Annotated in this window: 10 protein-coding genes; all 10 read right to left on the bottom strand. The window is 38.1% G+C overall.

What is annotated here, in order from left to right; all coding sequences use genetic code 11:
• Positions 1 to 710 precede the first annotated feature (710 nt).
• The 10 genes from galE to ALGA_RS02260 all read right to left on the bottom strand — a co-directional run bounded on the left by galE (position 711) and on the right by ALGA_RS02260 (position 20,907).
• Positions 711 to 1,730 carry a UDP-glucose 4-epimerase GalE gene (gene galE, locus ALGA_RS02210; protein ID WP_096427747.1) on the bottom strand — a complete coding sequence of 340 codons (1,020 nt, stop codon included), beginning with the start codon at positions 1,728 to 1,730 and terminating at the stop codon, positions 711 to 713.
• Between the two features lie 422 nt (positions 1,731 to 2,152).
• A complete protein-coding gene (locus tag ALGA_RS02220) occupies positions 2,153 to 5,998 on the bottom strand; it encodes a TIM-barrel domain-containing protein (protein ID WP_096427749.1) in 3,846 nt (1,281 codons plus the stop codon).
• Between the two features lie 479 nt (positions 5,999 to 6,477).
• Positions 6,478 to 7,962, bottom strand: a complete 1,485-nt coding sequence (locus tag ALGA_RS02225) for a Gfo/Idh/MocA family protein (RefSeq protein WP_096427750.1) — start codon at positions 7,960 to 7,962, stop codon at positions 6,478 to 6,480.
• 9 nt (positions 7,963 to 7,971) lie between these two features.
• The gene (locus ALGA_RS02230) at positions 7,972 to 9,408 is read right to left on the bottom strand and encodes a sulfatase family protein (protein WP_162845367.1); all 1,437 of its coding nucleotides are present in this window, start codon (positions 9,406 to 9,408) and stop codon (positions 7,972 to 7,974) included.
• A 159-nt stretch (positions 9,409 to 9,567) separates the two neighbouring features.
• Positions 9,568 to 10,890: a DUF3472 domain-containing protein gene (locus ALGA_RS02235; RefSeq protein ID WP_096427752.1), complete on the bottom strand. Its 1,323-nt coding sequence runs from the start codon at positions 10,888 to 10,890 to the stop codon at positions 9,568 to 9,570.
• A gap of 300 nt (positions 10,891 to 11,190) precedes the next feature.
• Entirely contained in the window at positions 11,191 to 11,337 is a 147-nt protein-coding gene (locus tag ALGA_RS23535) for a transposase (RefSeq protein ID WP_096427753.1), read from the bottom strand.
• Positions 11,338 to 11,607: 270 nt separating this feature from the next.
• Entirely contained in the window at positions 11,608 to 12,747 is a 1,140-nt protein-coding gene (locus ALGA_RS02245; protein ID WP_231706120.1) for a metallophosphoesterase, read from the bottom strand.
• 38 nt (positions 12,748 to 12,785) lie between these two features.
• On the bottom strand, positions 12,786 to 14,195 hold the full coding sequence (locus ALGA_RS02250; protein WP_197705681.1) for an arylsulfatase: 1,410 nt from the start codon (positions 14,193 to 14,195) through the stop codon (positions 12,786 to 12,788).
• A gap of 279 nt (positions 14,196 to 14,474) precedes the next feature.
• Positions 14,475 to 16,724 (bottom strand): glycoside hydrolase family 31 protein, encoded by a 2,250-nt coding sequence (locus ALGA_RS02255; protein WP_096427755.1) that lies wholly within the window; start codon positions 16,722 to 16,724, stop codon positions 14,475 to 14,477.
• 148 nt (positions 16,725 to 16,872) lie between these two features.
• On the bottom strand, positions 16,873 to 20,907 hold the full coding sequence (locus ALGA_RS02260) for a glycoside hydrolase family 2 TIM barrel-domain containing protein (protein WP_096427756.1): 4,035 nt from the start codon (positions 20,905 to 20,907) through the stop codon (positions 16,873 to 16,875).
• Positions 20,908 to 21,299: the final 392 nt, after the last annotated feature.

The raw sequence follows: 21,299 nt of genomic DNA on the forward strand, positions 1-21,299 counted from the left end.
TGGTTTCAAAATGGAAATAACTTTATCTCTCAGAAAGAAGTAATTAACGGATGCAAACCATTAATGCTACCTTAAATCTTTTGGGAATATAAAAACCTCAAAAAACACCATCTGATCTGAAGTGATTAACGAAGATCAGATGGCTTTAATAGGCTTTGGAAACCTGAATGCGAATTAAAATATCACTCAGGTTTCGACAGCCATCCATCTTCTGTAAAAATAAATTATCTATTACACAGGTATTTTTATTATCAAGTAAATATATAAATCACCAACTCTTATCCCCTTACTTTGTCCTTTGGACAATCAAGCTTTTCATCCTGGGATGAAAAGTCCCTGCCGGAAGGCACAAGAGTTTTTGTGGAACAAAAACACATCTTGCATGCCCCTCTTAAGATTGTAGTTATCATTTTTAACCAGACCATTATCCTTTCTTTAAAACCTTCAAGTGTTAATGATTTTCAGTACTAATGATTCTGATTTTTTACAAAATCATTAAAGGCATTATACTTCGCTGAGCTTCCTCTGTTCTTGCATCTGTATCTGCTGTGCAATCCAGTTTTTTCCCCATTCCTTGTATTGGAGTTATTTTAAGACCAAACAATTTAAATCAAGTAATTCACCAAAGAATCTTGTCAATATAGAATATCAGCAATAAAAATCACAGTAAAATTTCCCCGACTACTATCTTAATTATTTTATTCAACAATTTACATTATGTGTTTTTGCCATTTCCATGCCGAAAGAAGCGTTTCATCAAGAGTGCTTTCTGCTTTCCATCCTAATTCTTCATTTGCCAGGCTCGTATCTGCATATATTTTTTCGATATCGCCTGCACGGCGGACTACAATCTTGTGAGGAACTTTCTCTCCCGTTGCTCTTTCGAATGATTTAATGATCTCGAGAACAGAAACTCCATTCCCCGTACCCACGTTAAAATACTCGTAATTCTTTTTGTTTTTATTAGTCAGCAACCTTTCAATGGCCACAACGTGAGCCTTTGCCAAATCTACTACGTGAATGTAATCACGAATTGCCGATCCGTCGGGCGTATCGTAATCATTGCCAAACACACTTAATTCGGGGCGAATTCCTGCCACGGTTTGTGTTAGGAAAGGAATTAAATTGTTGGGCACTCCCAGTGGCAGCTCACCAATTTTAGCCGTAGCATGTGCTCCAATCGGGTTAAAATATCGTAATGCGATCCCTTTTAAACCCGAATAGGCAGCAATCGTATCGCGAATAATATCTTCACAAATGGTTTTGGTGTTTCCGTAAGGAGATTCGGCCTCTTTGCGGGGAGTTTGTTCGGTTACCGGCAATCTATCGGGTTGTCCGTACACCGTGCACGATGATGAAAACACAAGATTTGGCACCTTGTACTCAATCATGCACTCCATGATATTCATCAAAGAGTTCAGGTTGTTGTTGTAATACATCAATGGTTTTTCGACCGATTCGCCAACCGCTTTCGAGGCAGCAAAATGAATGATGGCGTCCAAATCAGGATATCTCTGAAAGAAATCCTTTACTTTTTGTTTGTCCGTTAAGTCAAACTGTTCAAATTTCGGAAGAATGCCAGATATTTCCTGAATCTGTTTCAACACTTCAACTTTCGAATTCGAAAGGTTATCGACTATGACTACCTCGAAGCCACTGTTTTGCAATTCAACAACGGTATGTGAACCTATAAAACCGGTGCCTCCGGTAACAAGGATTTGTTTGCTCATTTAATATAATTTAGTATCGATAATCAAAAACAATAATAGTGTAGTCTAATAATCAATAAAGACAAATACTTCACTATTGCTTAAACTAAGCCTATAATTTTCTTAATGAAAATGGAATTGTCCTTTATAATTTGCTTTAATTAAGTTTTTCACCTCTGTTATGCCTGCTCCTTTTAGCGTTAAATCAATTGGAGTATTGGTTTCCCATGCCCCGCGAGTAAAAGCAAGGTCTTCGATTGATTTGGTTTTGTTAGCGGAAAAGAAACTTAAAACTTTCAGTAAAATTGAAGATTCCAGGACTTGGGTGAACTCTACGCCTCAAATTTCCACAACCACCTACTAAAAGTAATGTAAGCATTCGAACATAAAATAGGTTGTCCACATTTGGACAGCCTATTTCGTTATTTGGCAATTGCTTTAATTTAGAACTTTACCGTATTCAGGTATTTATCAACAGCCAGCCCATTTTGTAACTTTAAGTTGAATTCAAAAAAACGTTTAGCTTTAAACTGAAGAATCAGGATTGTTCCGTCGCCTTCTAAGGTTGGCTGATCGCCCACGTTTACAAAAGTTGGGTACAAAACTCTATCGCCGTTGGAATGCAATCGGTTGTAAGTCATGTTGTCCATTTCTTTTGTATCAACCGATTTCAAGCCAACATACTCAAGAACGCTGCTGTTATATGGAATAGCAAAACTAAAGGCATTTACTGACTTAAGCATACTGCCATCCACATTAATTTCAACCATTTCCCCGGCTTGGTATTTACTTTTCGAAGCGGACAAAATTAGTTTCCCTTTCACTTTTTCTATTGGTGTGTTACTAATTCCACCATCAAGTTGAGTGCTTACATTTGAAATATCGTAAGCGTCGATCAATCCATTCTTATTTACATCCCCACGACTTACATACCCGAAATCACTATCTCCTTCACGCAAGCCTGTATAATTCATGTACGATGTCTGGTCGTTGCTGTCGATCACGCCATCGTTGTTGATATCACCCGGCAGGAAGCTTTCTGTTCCCGGAACTTTGAAGATATAAAGTTGTCGGCCCGAACCAAAGTGGTTATTCGTTTTATCAACCACCATTTTGATATAACGAGCTACCGCTTGGTCCTTCAATATGAATGTTTTCACTTCATTATCGGCTTTCCACTCAAAACTACCAGCATCTGTCCAGTTTTCTTTGTCGTCGCTGTACAAGAATTTACCACTTTGAATGATCCCATTTCTTCCGCTTAGGCGTGGTAAATAAACAATTTTCTCTAATTGGTTGATAGATTTCAAGTCGATTATGCTTTCAAAGTGATCGACTTTCTCTGAGTATTTGGTGTGCATCATTGAATTTTCATCGAAGTCGAACAATCGATTAAAGCCATGTCCACCCTGCATCATAGTCGCACTTTCAGCCGTGATTCCCTTAATGGCAAATTGCAGCGGATCACCTTGTGTTTTAGCAGTGAAGTTAGCCCATTCTGAATTTCCACTTTTATTAACGGCTCTGGCCTTGAATGTGTATTCTGTTTCCGGAGTTAAATTTCCGAACAGCAATTCGTTATCTTTGATGTTAGAATACAACATTCCGTCAAACTGAAGTTCGTAGCAATCAGCATTGGCTATTTTATCCCAGATTGGTTTCAAAGTATATGCCGTAGCATTACTGTCAAGAACAGTCGGATTTTTCACTGTCGACAACTCCCCGGTATTTTTAAGTATCTGGTTTACCGAATTAAATTCATAACCGGTAAGCTTAAGGCTAATGTTGTTTTGGCTAATATCTGTTTTTCCAACCTTCACTAACAATTGCGCATTTTTGGTGATGTTTACTTTTTCAAATTCACTTCCTTTTGTGGCAAACTGGTTCATGTTTGTCTCCGGATTGTAATAGTAAACATTCGTGCGAGCGTTGAAGTCTTGTATTGATTTCACGTTCTTCATGCGCACTTTTTTGCCATTTATTTTAGCTGTAATTTTTTGTGGCTGACTGCTTACGTTGATCCGGAATTCAGTTTCTTTTTCTTTTACAAAACCATTAAAAAACCCTTTTGTAGGTTCTACAAGGATATTCACCACATCGCCATCGACCACCGACTCAATCTGTGTTGTAATGTATTGCTCACGAATGTAATCGGTGGTTAAACCATCATCATCGTATTCAACAAAGGATGAATTTCCGTAGGGATAAATTTCGTAAATTCTCCGTTGCCGGTTTATTTCACTTACATTATTGTTCGGATTCGCCATTGGAATGATGGCTCCTCTTTTTACGAATACCGGTAATTTCCAAATTGGTGCATCGAAATTATTGATGATTCGTCCCCCCTCGTAAACCTGACCTGAAAAATAGTCCACCCAACTTCCCTGGGGTAAATAAATATGGTTTCGAATATCGTTGCCCAATGTGTCGGATTTTGTGTCTTGATAGATGGGAGCAACAAGGAAATTGGGGCCCAACATAAATTGATATTCGGTATTTTCTCCTAAAGTATAAGGATTTTCTTCTTCCAGGAACATTGCTCTCATGACTGGCATTCCGTCAACCGCTTCATGAGCTACACTGTAAACGTAAGGCAATAATTCCGATTTAAGCTTCAAATAGTTGCGGTTGATTGACGTTGTAGGTTCGCACAAAGCGTGCGGATATTTTTCGTTTGCACCCCAGCCATCCATATTCAACTGCATAAGCGTAAATGCTTTCCATTGAAAATCGCGCGTATTAACGATCTGATTACCACCTCCGAATATACCATCCATATCATTTGAGATGTTTGGTTGTCCCGATAAGCCCGATCCAATAAATGTTGGAATGTGGAATCGAATGTACTCCCAAGTACCGCCGGTTTGATCGCCCGACCAGATCGTGGCATATCGTTGCGTTCCTGCCCAGCCATCGAGTGAAATAATGAATGGTCTGGCCTTATTTCCATGCTCCTGCATGATTTCAGCGGCATCCTGTACTCCGTTCAATCCAAAAGAATATCCAGCACCTACCCAAGCCACATCGGTTTTAAGTACACGAACACCTGCTTCCCCAACTTCTTTCACAATATCACGTTGTAAAAGTGCTTCAATGGTATCAATGGGGTGCAGGTCCGATTGAGTCCACAAACCAATTTCAACACCAGTATTACGGGCGTAATCGCCAAACTCTTTCAGGTTTGCAATATTGCCATCCAAACTTGAAGTCTGTCCGTATCCGGCACCATAACCATCGTTAGGTAAAATCCAGCCCAATGGCATGTCGTGATTTTTATAGCGATCTATAACGGCTCTGGCCGAGAATTGATAGTTATCTTTCTCACCGTTTAGCGATTCTTTGGTGCCACTATTGTCTTTTTGCGATTCTTTGTAACGTTTCCCATCCTCGAAAAGAATTCCTTTAGGATTCTCTTTCCAGTAATCGCGGTTGTATGCATTTAGGTGACCTTCGTAGAATCCAAACTTAGGGATCAATATTGGGTTTCCGGTCAATTGATAGAAATCGTTCAGTAAAGCCACCGGGCCATCGTTTACCATGAAGAATACATCCAAATAATCGGTGTCGTGCGATAAGCTTACTTTATTTTCGTTTTTAGCATCGAAATTGTACATTCCTTTTTTGAAAGTGTACCACATAAAACCATATCCATTGGTTGACCAGTAAAATGGTGTTGGAGAAGCAACACCTCCGTCGGTCCAACTGTTTTGATTTTCGATGGCAATGATTTTTCCTTTGTGCGAAAAACGTCCGTTTTGCACACCACCACCATAAAAGTATTCATCCTGATCTTCGCTCAATTCAATTTTCACTTTGTTTTTATTGAATACAATCGGAGCCATCGACTTGACAACTATTTTATCCGTTTTCAGGTTTTTAAGTTCGAAAGTTGTCTCGTTTTTGTAAAACGTTAACTGAATAGCAGGCGTTTTGATGGTAATCTTGTTTCCCTTGTCTTCCACATCAAGTTCCGAAACCGATTTTCGGGGCTCCTTCACTAATATTTCTGCCGCTGGTTCTGCCAGAGGGGCTCTCAATCCTTTACCACTGTTATCCTGAAACATTCTGAAAACATTGTTTCCATAAAAATCAATCAACATTTTCTGGTAATTGGAAAATTCGATTTCGACTGTTGTGGGATTTGTTTTTCGGGCGGCAACCAGTTTTAGTTGTTCCTGCTGAGTGCCTGTTTCCGTTTTTACGTCGTTTTGAGCCACAATAAAAGTTGGCGTCAAAATAAAAAACATGAACGCTAAGAATGCACTACCTTTTAACACTAATTTCTTCATCTTAATTGAATAATTTATCTGTCTGTTTAATCAATTTACGAAACTAAGCCGCCATTGAATATCCTTTTATTGCTTCTATCATTGGGATCTACATTGAAGAGATAGTAGTTCACAAACCTCATAAGGTTTCATCCATTTCCTGGATAATTGTCCGTAATGTTCTTTCAGGATTGATTTTAGTTCGTCGAATAATTCAATTTTAAATTCCCGAAAATCATCCGTAGTTACAATTTCTGTTAGTAGAAGATTTTAGTTTAAATGAAACCAAATGACTTAACCCACAAATTCCAACATTTCTCAAAATCTCTTTCTTCAGTGATGTCCCAACTGAGAAACTATTTTTTTAAATCACTTTATTATTCTCTCTACAGTCCGAAAAATACAATCCATACAGCATCCTCTCTGCCCACCATTTGGAAAGGTGAAAGGGAAACCTAATACTGATATTCCCCCACCATTCTATAAAATTAGTTGCCTAATTAATGTACGTTTAATTGTCCTTTAGAATTCGCTTTTATTAAATTTCGAACCTCAGTTGTTCCTGCACCGGTTAAAGTTAGGTCAATTGGAGCATTGGTTTCCCATGCACCTCTTGTAAAATCTGGTACTTCAATTGAATTGGATTTGTTCGCAATAGACCATTCACTTAATGGGGTTATACAACTCCATGATGCGGCATCATATACATCCATATCTACAGGCAAACCATTTCGCAAGCAATCGATTAATCTCCAATCCATTACAAAATCCATACCACCGTGACCACCAACTTGTTTGGCCATCTCACCTACTTTACGGATCAATTCTGGAGTATACTTTTCTTCCAATTCTTTCATCTGAACATCGTCAACTACATTATGTCCAAAGGCAATGTGCTGCAACGGCCACTTTTGAGCAAAACACTTCGTTCCACTTAGCATGTGAATACGAGAATAAGGACGAGGTGAGCTAATGTCGTGCTGAATCATGATGGTACGACCTTTATTGGTACGAATCATTTGCATATCCATATTACCACGCATATCCCATCCTACAAACTGCTCAAAAAATGGATCTTCTTTTGCCTTTTCCGCGATACGATTTTTCAAGGTAAAATCATCAGACATCATTGCGGTAAGATAATCCATTTTATCACCACGGTTGATATTCATTGACTGACAAATTGGACCTAAACCGTGGGTAGGATACACGTTGGCTTTTCGCTTGTTCTCGTGCATCCGCCACATTTTGGTGTAAGCACCATCAGTCATTTGATTGTCTTTAGGCTTGTTAAATTGCCAATAGTCCAAATCATGAATATACGCACCCTCACCATGAACTAAATCTCCAAACACACCTTGTCGAGCCATATTCAATGTCAACATCTCAAAGAAATCATAACAGCAATTTTCCAGAATAACGCAGTGCTTGCGGGTACGCTCCGATGTTTCTACCATTTGCCAACACTCATCCAGTGTTTTAGCCGTTGAAACTTCTACTGCTGCATGTTTATCTCCTTCCATAGCTGCAATAGCAACAGGTACGTGCCATTCCCATGGTGTTGCAATATAAACCAAGTCAACCAATCCGCTTTCGCATAATTCCTTAAACCCAAGATCTCCGCCCACAAACTCTTTTGCTTTAGGAAGGCCTGCTTCAGAAAGTATTTTTTGTCCACCGTCAACCGCTGCTCGTCGAATATCACATAAAGCAGTAACTTCAACACCTTCGATAAATGTCATACGTTTTACTGCTCCCGAGCCACGATCGCCAATACCAACAAAGCCAACACGAACGGTCTCTAATTTGGGTGCAGCGTAACCACACATATTAAAGTTCATTTTAGGATTTTTCCCTACTGAATCTTTAATATATGATAATTTACTTTCTTCTTTTGGTCCGCTGCAAGCCGCCAATGGGGCTGCTGCAAGAATCCCCGCGCCTAAGGCCAGGTTCCCAAGGAATGATCTTCTGTCTGTTGCCATAATATATTTTTATTCGATTGATTTATTTTCTTCAACTGCTTTTTCGGCCTCTTCTGCCATTTTCAATATCTCTTTCACCACTTTTGAGTGTTTTTCTGCCACATTATTCTTCTCGCCAATGTCCTGAGTTAAATCATATAGTTGTGCCCTTTCAAAAGTTCCTGTCCAATGCTTGCCCGGAAGTACCAATTTCCAATTTTTATAACGAACACTCATTAAACCTCCTTTAGCCTTAAATCCATAAATGGCTTTGTGAGGTGAAACGGCTCCATCTTCACCTTTCATCAAGGGGAGAATATTTTTACCATCGATAATACGATCTGTTGGAATATCAGCACCAGCAATATTGGCAAAGGTGGTAAACAGATCAAAGGCTCCTACAATTTCATCGCATTCTATGCCTTCAGGAATCACTCCAGGCCATTTCATAATACAAGATACTCTAATACCGCCATCGTAACGTTCCTGGTATTTTCCTTCTCGCAAAACATGTTCCCGATCCGGATCGGTTGCACCAAATCGTCCGTAGCAATTCTCCAGCTCCTCATCCTTATGAATCAAGGGTCCATTATCCGAAGAGAAAACAATGATCGTATTATCTTCGATTTTTAATCTCTTTAAGGCATTCATGATTATCCCTACTGATCTGTCCAGATATTCAACAGCATCACCATAAGCCCCAGCCTTACTTACTCCTTCGAAACCTTTGGGAACAAACCAAGGTGTGTGTGTTTCGATGTTGGCATACTGCAAATAGAATGGTTTATTATCCTGAACAGCCCGATACATAAATTTACAGGCTTCCCTTGTAAACAAAGCCGGCAATTCTGCCAAATCATTGTTATTACATCTCTTAATCACCTGCGCTTGCTGAATTAAAGGAATTTTCGGATCACTGATTCCATTGGATCTAAAGCCGGTATTTCCAATTCGCTCAGGTCCATGATCGTTGGGATAGGGTATACCCAGAAATTCATCGAAACCATGAACACAAGGCAAATACTGGGGTAAATGGCCAAGATGCCACTTACCATACAATCCTGTAATGTAACCTTGCTCCTTCAATAGTTCGGTTATGGTAACTTCCTTTTCGTCTTCTAATCCCTCTTTAGAATGGGGAAACAAAACAAACAACCCTTTTCCGTCGTTAATACGCGGAGCATAACGCCCAGTCAAAAGGGCTGCCCTAGAGGGGGTACATGTTCCATGAGGAGCGTAAAAACTGGTAAACTTAACACCTTGTCCTGCTAATGAATCCAGATTTGGGGTGTTGATATCCTTGGAGCCGAAACAACTCAAATCATCAAAAGCTACATCATCGGCAAGAATATGAATAATATTAGGTCTTTGTTGAGATTGCGAATAAACCTCCTTTGAAAAAGGAAGAGTTGCGGTCAAAAACAATATTGATCCAAGAAACAAATTCATTCGGCTGTGAAAATCCATCATAATTTATTTAAATAACTTTTAAAATAGTCTAATATGTCATCAGGTTTTGGATAGAAAAACGCTCAAAAAAGAGAGCCGAATATAACCAAGCCTACTCTCTGGTTTCATTACCATAATTTACCTTAATTAAATGCGTATATAATAATTTCAATGCGTTCAGGGTAATTTTTCAAAATAAATCATAGGTTCTATGCCCAATTCCGTTCTATTAAAAAATGTATCGAAGCTTGTTTTTTCACTAAAAAAGCCACAATTCTTCAAATAAAAACACTCTCCTTCAACACCACCTGCGTAGTCTAAACGAGCATCTTTTCTCGCTGTAGCATCGGCAGTGAATTTTGCTTTGGTCATTTCGAACCAAGTGCCTTCAGTATTTCTCACCCACTGATTTAAATAAGTTCCCTTACGGGTAAATTGCCCCATTTCGGTCATGAAATTCTCAAGAAAAGAATGTGGACGAGTTAAATATGTTGAGGTTTTTGGTCTTCTAAAACTTGCAATCAGCTCCCACTGCCCAATTTCAGGAGCAAAGAAGTAGGCCGTATAATCAGTTGAATTATCATTAGTCGGTTTAGCTCCCAACAGAAAACGGTATTTGTTTCCGGCTTTCCAATCGTATATTCTGTAACTCTGTCCGCCAGACCCTTCATTACCGAACTCACCTGTTTTAACTCCATCCCCCTTTTTTAAAAGCTTAATTTTCTCATCTTCCGGGATATCATTAGGATTATCTGTTTTAAAGGAACTCCATACCGAAAATAAGATTCTGCGTTCTGTTTCGGAATTTACTTGAATACCGAAATAACCTTCGCCAAAACCATTTGCCATATAATACGAACCAACAAGATCATTTCCCTCAGGCACCTCAATTTCATTATAAAACCATTCAATATCGCCAGCTTCGGCAGGTATTTCGTAGCCCAAATGAACAGAAGGACCGCGTCGTCCCCAATAAAAATCATCTTTCACAAAATAGGTTCCCTTAGCAGTTGCTTCTCCTCCTACTACAAAATGAGACACCTCCCCAAAAAAAACATCTGTTTTAGAAATGCCCTGTAAATCGATTTGAACATATCCCTCTTCTGAAATATCAAATTCTCCTACAGGAATAAGTGTTGATTGAATATCTTTAATCACTATTTCTTTAGATTCATCCCCAATGGTTACTTTCACTTTTGAAGATCCCTTAAGCAATTTGGCTTTTATTCCCAAATTCAATTTACCCGGACTATTTACTCTGACATAAGTTCGGATGAGATTTGATTTTTCCGACCAATTGGAGAGACCAGCTTCAATGATCATGCTCTCATTTAAAGAAACATCATCAACGATCCAGGCATTTCCGCTAAGCGGCACTTCTATTACTAAATCTTCAATTGACAGATCTGTGGCTCTCTTCGAGCTTGTATTTGAAGAACATGCTGATAGAATACAAACCATCAGAAAAGAACCTAGTATTAAATATCTGCTTATTTTCATTTGTCTTATTTTTACAATCTCAAAAATGATAAATGTTCGTTACAAAAAAGTAGACATATTAGGCTACAAGGTCGACTTTTTCGCAAACTGCTACTAAAAAAACTCTTTCTGCATACTCTTTCTCATTTTTCACTAAAAAAAGAGGGTGTCCAAAATCAAGGACATCCTCTTTTTAATCTAAATGATCCAAAAATAGCTTTAACAAGATCATGACCACGTCTGTAAAAACTTATTGATTTGTGATTTGAGTCTTTTGCTCCTAAAGTCGTTAATACAACTATGTTTGGGAAACTGTTTACCTTAGAGCCACATATAATTGATATTTTCTCTCAAAGTTTTCTCCATCTTACGGCATGAAAAATCATTGTTCAAATAGCTAAAAACAACTACTTTCAATAGCATACGTGGTTGATATCCCTTACAACCTCCTACTTTGTAACCAAACATTATTTTATAAATATCTAATTGGTCAACAATAGAGCTGACAAATCTAACAGGAAAATTCTCTGGAATGTAGAAATCAAGTCATTCAGGAAACATACTTATTTGACCTTGATTATACTCTTTAAAATTAGACCTTTTAATACCTTAACACACTAAAAATGATGTTGTTCATGTGATTATCAAGTGATTGTGTAAAAAAAAGGGCGTCCATTTTTGGACACCCTTTCGGTTTAAAACAATCTGTTTTTTCATTGCAAGCTCTTCTGGATAAACCTATTTTTTTGGAATAAACTTCTGATCAATAATATTACCCTTCGTTCCCGTTACGACAAATTTTAATCCCTTAGGTGTAATTTCTACCTTTACAATACTTTCATCATCATTAATCAAAATTGGGAACTGATTATTGTCTTCTCCAACTTTAAGAAAAGAATACTCATGAGTATGAGCAGCCACCAATAAATCAATATCTTTCAAGTGTGGAGCCCACTTCTTCTGAGAATCCTGAATTCCATGGGATGGCGTAACATATTCACCATCATAAAATTCCTGACTAATAAAAGGCATATGAAGAAGAACAATTCGATATTTCGCATTTACATACTCTGACGTTTTCACATAGGCTTGAAGCCACTTCTCCTGTTCTGATCTATAACTGTCAAAATCGGCTAAGCCATAATAATATTTATTTGAATCCTCCTTGTCTTCGCCAGAATCAAGTATGATAAAATTAACTCCCTTATGAGTAAATGCACGATAGTATTTACCGTCATCAAAATGCAAAAAAGCACCCAGGTTTCGAGATTCGCTCCCTCTTGTTTCATGATTACCACGAACATAAACAAATGGTTTTTCTGATGCGAAACGCTTCACACTTACATCCAAAAAGCCATTAAATAGTTGGTTTTCATCTGTAAAATCGTTAATCATGTCTCCATTAAAGAAATAAAAATCAGGATTGGTTTTCACTCCAACTTTAAGCAATGAATCCAATACATCAGAACGTCCATGAATATCGTTCACGGTACAAAAGGAAAACGTCTCGAAAACCTTATTTTGAGTGGTGAAAGAAAAAATTTCGCTTTTAATGGTGTCACCATATATTACCCGATAAGGAGCCATTTTTAAAATATCTACCGTAAGCACCCTATACTGATATTTCGTGTCTGGCTTTAAGTCTGTTAAAATAATTTTATGAAATGAATTATTTGCATCAAACTGACCATGGATAGATGCTTTCGAAATCAAATCCAATTTATTTTCACCATACTCGATATATGAAAACCCTTTTTTATTAGTATGCCATAAAATTGCCAGATCATTAGTTCCTGCCTTTTGTAAATAGGGTCCATGCGTAATTTCAATCGCTTTGGCATTAAAAAAGGAAAGAAAGATCAAACAGAGCAATATCATTTTTTTCAAACTTAATATCATTTAGTTCTTTGTTAATTTTACAATTCATATTCAAATGGGAATTCCTCTGATTGAACATGGGTTTTATCGAACAAGCTTCTCATGTCATTAATAATTTCAGGGAATTGCTCTGATACATCGTTTTGTTCAAAAGGATCTAACTCTAAGTCGTAAAGTTCAATTTGCGAATTTACCTCAATAATCTTATTCCGAACAGCTTTCCATTTTCCTTTTCGGATAGCTTGCTTATCGCCAGTATAACCATGAAACTCCCAGTAAAGCAATTCATGATTTTTCTGTTTTTCGCCCATTAATTCAGGATAAAATGAAATACCATCCAAATCGCCAGGTGCTTTTACTCCTGCAATATCGCATAGTGTTGGAAACACGTCCCAAAAAGCAGAAACATGCTCCGAAACCACTCCTGATTTTATTTTCCCAGACCACTTCACGATAAAAGGAGTTCGAATTCCACCTTCGTATAAGGATCTCTTTTCCCCACGTAAACCACCGGAACTCTTAAAAAAGAGTGGATCATTTCCTCCTTCAACATGAGGTCCGTTATCCGAAGCAAACATCACGATTGTATTCTCGTCTAAACCATATTTCTTTAATAATGAATTTAATTTTCCGACATCAGAATCCAAATGTGAAATCATTGCAGCATAAGCCGCCCTTGGATAATTCTGTTTCCCATAATGACCGCCTGCAAAAGGAGTTTCGGCAAATTCGCCTTTGTATTTAGCCAGATACTCTTCAGGAATAACCAATTCGGCATGAGGTATTGCATAAGCCAGATACAAGAAAAATGGTTTCTCCTTATTCTCTTTGATGAAAGAAATTGCTTTTCTTGTTGTCTCATCATGACTGTACATTTTCTGCTGCCCTTTGCTATTTTCGGGATAGAATATTTTTTGATCATTTTCCCACAAATATTCAGGGAAATAATGATGGGCTTTCATTTGACAATTGTATCCAAAGAAATAGTCAAATCCCATATTTAGAGGATCACTTTCCGATCCGGGATAGCCTAAACCCCATTTTCCCACACATCCGGTACTATAGCCTGCTTCCTGAAGAAGATGAGCTACCGTTCTTGTGCCAGCAGGCATAGCCATCTGCCCTTCTGGCTGTATCTCCTTGTTTCCCCGCACAACAGAGTGACCTGTATGTTTACCTGTAAGTAATGCACAACGTGAAGGCGCGCAAACCGTACTACCTGTGTAATGATTTGTGAATCGAACACCTTCACTGGCCATTAAATCCAGATTGGGTGTTTCGATGATCTTTTGTCCATAACAACCCAAATCTCCATAGCCCATATCATCAGCAAGAATATAGATAATATTGGGACTGGCTTGCTCGAGTTTACTTTTATGCGAACTTACACATGAGGTACTCAAAAAAAGACTAGTTACGAGCAATAGTAAACTTTGATTCATTTTCATATAACCTCTCTTTATTAAACTGTTTATTCCAGTCAATTGTCTTAAGTAAAATTTCTTCATTGAAAACTCTCAATATTATCAAATAAAACATTGTCCATACTCCAATTTATTATCGCAAAAAGTACATTTTTCAAGTTCGCCCTAACAAGACCACGATCTTAATTATAAAGACGAATTATTCCATCACCAATAATGAAACACTTTAAAAATTATTTCAATTGATATCACAACAGTTAAGCCTTTAACGCACTAACACCTAAACACTTTCACCTAATTTCCTCAAGGTAGGGTGATTACAACAACAGTACGTGATCTAATATTCTTATCGGATATAGCAATTTCATTTATCCTATTTTCTGAATTGTATGTAAACTTTGCCTTTTGCCCATTAACAAGAACTTTACTTGCTTTTTGTGTTGCTGCTAACTGTATCTCATACGATCTTTTGCTTAGCTGACCTTCGTACATTCCCTGAGTAGGATCGATTGTAATAGTATGAACATTTTTCTTACGGGAATAGTTCAACTTAGTAAGTGCTTTTTTATTTTCCTTATAATCAAGGCTTACACCATCGTCTTCGTATAATTCAAATGTCGATGACTGTCCATCTACACCTGGAAAACACCTAATCACTAATTTGTCTAGAGACTTACTTGTCATCCTATCGGTGTATTTTTGCATGGGTATTGGTATACCACCTTTAGCAAATAACGGAAATTCATAAATATCTGCACTAGCAGTAATTGTTTGATTCCCTTCATATTTTTTATTGTCGAAGAAGTTATACCAAATGCCATCAGGAAGCCACACCTCTTTTTTTGCAATTTTATTGGCTCCTGTGCCTGCTGCAGTTATCGGTGCAGATAAAAATGCATCGCCCCAAAAATACTGACCTTCTTGTTTGTACGCTTTCTCATTCTCTGGAAACTCAAAATACATTCCCCTTAACACTGGCAAAGTTTCTTTGTGTGCTTGCCAAACTGTTGAGTACAAATAAGGCATTAGTTCTGAACGCATGTGGTAAATAATACGCATACTTTTTTCTGCAGTTTCGCCCCATAGCCATGGTCTTCTGTCCAAGTTAGCATCATATACTGAATGTATCCGTAAAGATGTATTTGTTAAACCAAACTGAGTCCAACGTGTATAAAGCTCCCAAGCCTTTTCTTTTGAATCGCCATAGAAACCACCTATATCATGCGCCCAAAAGAAACATGCAGAATTACCACTCGTTACTGTGAACGGAATCTGGTATTCCAAGGACTCCCAACTCCCCACATAATCTCCCGAAAATTGTATTGGATAGCGATGACTCCCAAATCCAGACCAACGGCTGTAATTCATCCCTCGTTTATTGTCTTTCTGAGAATGTTTAAAATACAAATGATTCAACCATTCTAAGTGAGTTAAACCATATATACCACGAACATATGGGTACAAATAATCCTGTTGCCAATCCAACCACCAAAAGTCAACCCCTATCTTTTCATGAGGTTCCAATGCATATTTAAAAAAGGAATTCATATAAACAGAGTCGCCCGCATCGAATAGTGGTGTGCGGTCAATTGCCGATTTTCCCAAACTATTCATAAACTCTTTGTAAGTAGTTTCATGGGTTCGAATGCCATCATGTGGATGATCATTTAAAGCAACCTGAATGTTATCATCATTAAACTCTTTTATCAATTTATCAGGGTTTGGAAAAAGATCTTTATTCCATGAATAACCAGTCCAACCTCTATTACCAGCATGTCCTGTTCCTTCTGTTGCATCTTTTTGAGTATGCCACCCCATATCAAAAACCATAATATCCAAAGGAAAATCATGCTCTTTATATTCCTTCACAATTTGGCGATATTCATCTTCCGAATAATCCCACCATCTGCAATACCACGCGCCTAAAGCAGATTTACGAGGCAATGGAACTTCTCCACTAATCGCAGTTAAGGACTTTAAAGCTGCATTATAATCTTTATCGTAAGCAAAGAAATAACGATCCATAATACTCGCTTTGGGGCGATTTTCAATCCATCCATTTTTTAGAATGGGTTTGTAATCATCATTAATAACAAACCATCCATCACGGCTCAAAATTCCATTATCAACCTCAATGCGTCCGTTTTCACCATCAAGAGTTTGAACTGTTCCTCCTAGATTGCTCTCTTTACTATTTTCCTGATAAATCATGAACCTTTTCTCTTCCTTGCCTTTTTTGTAGAAGATTCTGAAATTGCATTGTCCAAAAGGAAATCCATCATTAAGATACTCTATCCTCATTCGAGAAGTAGATATCTGAGTCCAGCCTTTGCTTGATGTCGACAACTTGAAATCATCGCATGTAGCATCACGATTAATCGCAAAAAGTGTTGGTTCATTAATAAACTCAGCATCCTCAGCATATTCCATACGAACAAGTTCTGGCGTGATGACTGTAAAGCGTGCATTGCCTAATACAATTGGATTATTCTGACCGAAACTAGCATTAAAGCATGCAGTGAATAATAGAAGTAGAAGTGTCTGTTTTTTCATATTGAATACTGAATTTATAAAAAAGAACCTTCAGGAAGGAGAAAAGATTCATACTTGTTAACAAAAGGTGCTTCCTCGAAGGAAGCACCTTTGCAAATATTTTAACTTCGGACGTTCAACTTCGAACATCCAATGTTAAAATGCTGTATTAGTCGGCAAGAACACTGAATTCTGCACCACCAGCAAAATCCTGTCCGTTCTGTGAACTTTTGCCAGTAAAGCGAATGAAACGCGCTTTTACAGGTTTATCGAACAATACGCGCTTCTCTTTTTTATCATTAGAGAAACTACCTTCGTATATTGGTTTATCCCAGTTCTTGCCATCAAGACTTACGTGAATAGAATAGTTATTGATGTCACCGTTGGTTCCACTGTCCTGACGAGGCAAGTATGAGAAACCTTTGATGCTTTTGGCTTCGCTACAGTCAAAATCGACCCAGTGTGGATACTGCGCCACAGTTACTGAGTACATCGTGTGCCAGATTGTAGAAGGGTTACCATCAACAAGATTTTTAGCAGTGTTATCGCTGCCCGGCTCTTCACTACTTGTGAATACTACAATTGTATCAACTTTTTCGATTTTGCTGAACTTCATTGTAACTTCTGAGTCTTCGTTGCCTTTGTACCAAGCTTTAATTGTTCCCCCAGCACGTAAAGGTACAGTCTCGCTATAATACTTAGTAGCACCACCGTTTACAGAGTAACATAGTTCTGCATTAGCTTTGCTTGAAGAAATTTTTACTTCGCCGTTATAAGAACGTGTGATAGCAATTGGCACTTCGCCCGAAGGAGATACATTGGCAATTTTGTCCAATTCATGACTGGCAGGACGAATGATGAAACCAAAGTCGTTCTGACCAGCATAAGCACGATCATGACTTAGAGGTCCACCTTGTCCGCAACTTGCACCACCAAGGCCAGAAACCTTCACGTCAAGATGAAGTGTTGTGGCTCCTGCTTCTGGTAGTTCATAAATATGAGCGGCAGTTCCCATATCCTGTGCAGTATAAGAAAGTGCGCTTACTGCCATGTTACCAGTAGCAATAAATACAGCTCCTTTTGTATCGACCTGACTACCCTTGGTCAAAGCACACCAGCGAGTTTCTTCGTGATTTGCCATGTCCTGAGGTTTTGGGAAGTTTACAAATTCTTCTTTTACAGTAGTTGTGTATTTCTGTATAAACTGACCTGTCATACGGTCGTTGTAGTTACCGATAGGGCCACGTCCGTAATAAGTGAAGTAATTATATGCTCTTGGAATTGTCATTGAGTAACCAAGTCGTGGAAGTACGAAATTTGGTTCATTTGAAGTAATACTTGACTGTAACTCAATTGATCCGTCCTGATAAACTGTCCAGATCTGGTTCGTTACAAAACGGAAATCATCTTCCCCAAATTTATGATTCGTAAGCTCTTCAACTGTAATTACGTTGCCACTTGTACCACCATGCTGGCGTGCCGCATTTGGAGCTTGAGAAACAACTGTGAAAGCCAATGTAGCAGTTCCGTCGGCATTGGTGCGAATTTTAGAACTAGTCGCTTTGTGTTTCAGGTTATGAAGACCTTTTTCATACCAGCTGCGGTATCCCCATGTATCATTATTTACAAATGCTCGAAATGCGTCAAGTTTTGGACCATTACCATCGGCAATGATTGTCTCACCATTGTAAGTAAGTCCGTAAAGTGAACCATCAGCAAGATTAAATTTAGCTAAAAAGTCTTCCCCACTAAGGATCTTGATGTTGTTGCCAGCATCTAAGATTTCAACCTTATCGCTGCCATTTGCTTTAGCTACATCAGCAATTGCTGGAATTTCGCTTTTCGCTTTGATCAAGAACTGAGCTTCAGCCTGAACAAAGTCGTTGTCTGCCCAAGGCTGATCTTCTTTCAGTGTAAACTGAAGTTTTACGAAGTACTCAGAATCAAGTTTTAGATCGGCAAATTTATAAGGAATTGAAACAGTTGTTTTAGTCCTTGCATCGATTGGAGAAAGAGTAAGTTTACCATCTTCAACTTCAGAACCATTTTCCCAAATCGACCATTTCAGATCATAATCGGCAAGAGATTTAAAATAGTACTTATTGAAGATCTCGAAAGATCCTTTTTTGATATCAAGAGTCTTGACACCAATATTCTGGTATACTTTTTTCACTTCATAGTACTGAGGCTTTGGATCGCGCTCAGCAAAAATGATACCGTTCATTACAAACTGTCCACTATTGGGTTTGTCACCAAAGTCACCACCGTACGCTAAGTAACGAGTACCATCTTTTCTATAGTTGTAAATGGATTGGTCAACCCAGTCCCAAATTGCGCCACCACAGAAAAAATTGGTAGACTCAATCGCATCCCAATAATCAATTAGGTTACCACAGGCATTACCCATAGAGTGGGCATATTCAGAGATATGAAATGGATATTTAATATCCATTTTACCAGTTACCGCATCTTTCATCCAACCAATAGATGGATACTGATTTGAACCCATATCAACAATACTGTTGTTACGTTCGTACTGAACTGGACGTGATGCATCAATTTTTTTCAGTGCATCGTAAGCATGAACAAAATTTTTACCTGGACCTGCTTCGTTACCAAGAGACCAAATAACAATAGATGCGTGATTTTTATTCTGGTGAGTCATTTCTACAACACGACCAACGTGAGCATTTTTCCACTCTGGCGGGTGAGAAAGAGACGCCTCACCGTAGTAGTACTCATGTGATTCTATGTTGGCTTCGTCTTCCAGATAGATACCGTATTTGTCACAAAGGTAGTACCAGTGTGGTGCTGGTGGGTAATGAGAGTTACGAACATGGTTGATGTTAGCACGTTTCATTAGCATCACTTCTTCTTTCATATTCTCACGAGTCAAAGTATGACCTGTTTCTGGATGTGTTTCGTGACGGTTTACACCTTTAAGTTTTACTGTTTTACCATTTACATAGTAGTAACGACCAGCTAGACCGAATTCATCGTCTTTAGCCAAAGTATTTTTGATGACCACTTCACGGAAACCAGTGTAAATAGAAATCGTTTCAACAACTTTGCCAGTCTTATCTTTCAGTTCTGCAACAAGTGTATAACGATAAGGAAATTCCGCAGACCACTGGTTTGGAGCAGTCACGTTCATGACAGTTGTAGTCGCTTTCTCAGCACCAGCATTTACAACTGGAACAGATGCCGTTGCAATAGCACCAGCAACAACTTCATTGTTATCAGAATAAAGTTTGTTAGCAAAAAGTGAGTAGTCTACTTTATAGCCTTTAGCCACTTTTGCAGTGAAGTTACGGATATCGGCAGTAATTTTCAGTGAGCCGTTCTCGTAGTTATCATCAAGTTCAGGAATTGCGAAAAGGTCACGAATCTGTACTTTTGGAGTAGAATAAAGTTGAACGGTACGGAAAATACCTGGAAGGCGGAACATATCCTGTGCTTCAAGGAAAGAACCGTCTGAGTTACGGTAAACTTCAGCAGCAATTACGTTATTGCCTTTTTTTACATATTTGCTAATATCAAAAGTAGCCGCATTACGTGAGTTTTTTGAGAAACCAATGTATTTCCCATTGATCCATAGGTAGAAGAAAGAATCTACACCATTGAATTGAACAAATATTTCGCGTCCATCCCAGTTTTTTGGAATTTCAAAATCGCGACGGTAAGACCCTACTTCATTACGTGCTTCGTAAGTTACCCAATCTTTCGCAGGCTCACGCATCACGCCGCCTTTCCAGTCATCAACTTTTACACTGTGTTGAAAGATAACAGGCTGGTTACAATAGATTGGCGTACCATATTTCTGACCGCCCTCTTTACCAAGACCATAAATATTCCAATTAGAAGGAACAGGAATTTCACTCCAGTTACTTACATCAAAGCTAGGTTTGAAAAAATCTACAGGACGCAGTTCCGGACGTTTTACCCAGTTAAACTTCCAGTCACCATCAAGTGACTTCCAGTACTCCGCATTTTCTGGCAGTACTTTACGAGCACTTTCGACATCTTTAAAAGAATAAAAAGTAGCACGAGGCTGTTCTTTATTATGAGCGATGTGAGATGGTAATTCCCACTCTTCACCAGTCGGAGCATTTTTATCACCATAGGTGAAGCCCTCAAGCTGTGCCGAGGCTTCATAACAATGTGTAGCAAAACACACAAGCAATCCGATTACAGTTTTTTTCATAGAGTCTCTTTTATTTACTTTGTATTTTTCAAAAGCTTAGATACGACAGGCTTAAAAATTTCACGAGTCAACTGATATTAGCAGACTTAAACGATAATTAAATGGTTTACTTTAGAAAAAAATTGACCTTTACTTTAAATATCCAATAACTCATATCAAAAACAGTTTAATTATTTTATTCAATTTCGTTGATAAAAGGAACCATCCAGTATTTCCTCAGGAGAAAACTAAACAATAGGCTTATTAGGAAAATGGTACAAGTATATTTTTTTTCATTTTAATATATTTTACAAATTTAGAATAGGCTTATAAAACCAGTAGTAAGCTTAGTTTCTCTTACACCTCAAAAATGAAAAATCTCCATTATAAAAAAGTGGACATATTTAGTAATA

Source organism: Labilibaculum antarcticum (assembly GCF_002356295.1).
In the GTDB taxonomy this organism is placed as follows: domain Bacteria; phylum Bacteroidota; class Bacteroidia; order Bacteroidales; family Marinifilaceae; genus Labilibaculum; species Labilibaculum antarcticum.

Coding starts and splice junctions, on each gene's coding strand:
- galE (WP_096427747.1), bottom strand. CDS start 1,730: ATGAGCAAACAAATCCTTGTTACCGGAGGCACCGGTTTTATAGGTTCA.
- ALGA_RS02220 (WP_096427749.1), bottom strand. CDS start 5,998: ATGAAGAAATTAGTGTTAAAAGGTAGTGCATTCTTAGCGTTCATGTTT.
- ALGA_RS02225 (WP_096427750.1), bottom strand. CDS start 7,962: ATGGCAACAGACAGAAGATCATTCCTTGGGAACCTGGCCTTAGGCGCG.
- ALGA_RS02230 (WP_162845367.1), bottom strand. CDS start 9,408: ATGGATTTTCACAGCCGAATGAATTTGTTTCTTGGATCAATATTGTTT.
- ALGA_RS02235 (WP_096427752.1), bottom strand. CDS start 10,890: ATGAAAATAAGCAGATATTTAATACTAGGTTCTTTTCTGATGGTTTGT.
- ALGA_RS23535 (WP_096427753.1), bottom strand. CDS start 11,337: ATGTTTGGTTACAAAGTAGGAGGTTGTAAGGGATATCAACCACGTATG.
- ALGA_RS02245 (WP_231706120.1), bottom strand. CDS start 12,747: ATGATATTGCTCTGTTTGATCTTTCTTTCCTTTTTTAATGCCAAAGCG.
- ALGA_RS02250 (WP_197705681.1), bottom strand. CDS start 14,195: ATGAAAATGAATCAAAGTTTACTATTGCTCGTAACTAGTCTTTTTTTG.
- ALGA_RS02255 (WP_096427755.1), bottom strand. CDS start 16,724: ATGAAAAAACAGACACTTCTACTTCTATTATTCACTGCATGCTTTAAT.
- ALGA_RS02260 (WP_096427756.1), bottom strand. CDS start 20,907: ATGAAAAAAACTGTAATCGGATTGCTTGTGTGTTTTGCTACACATTGT.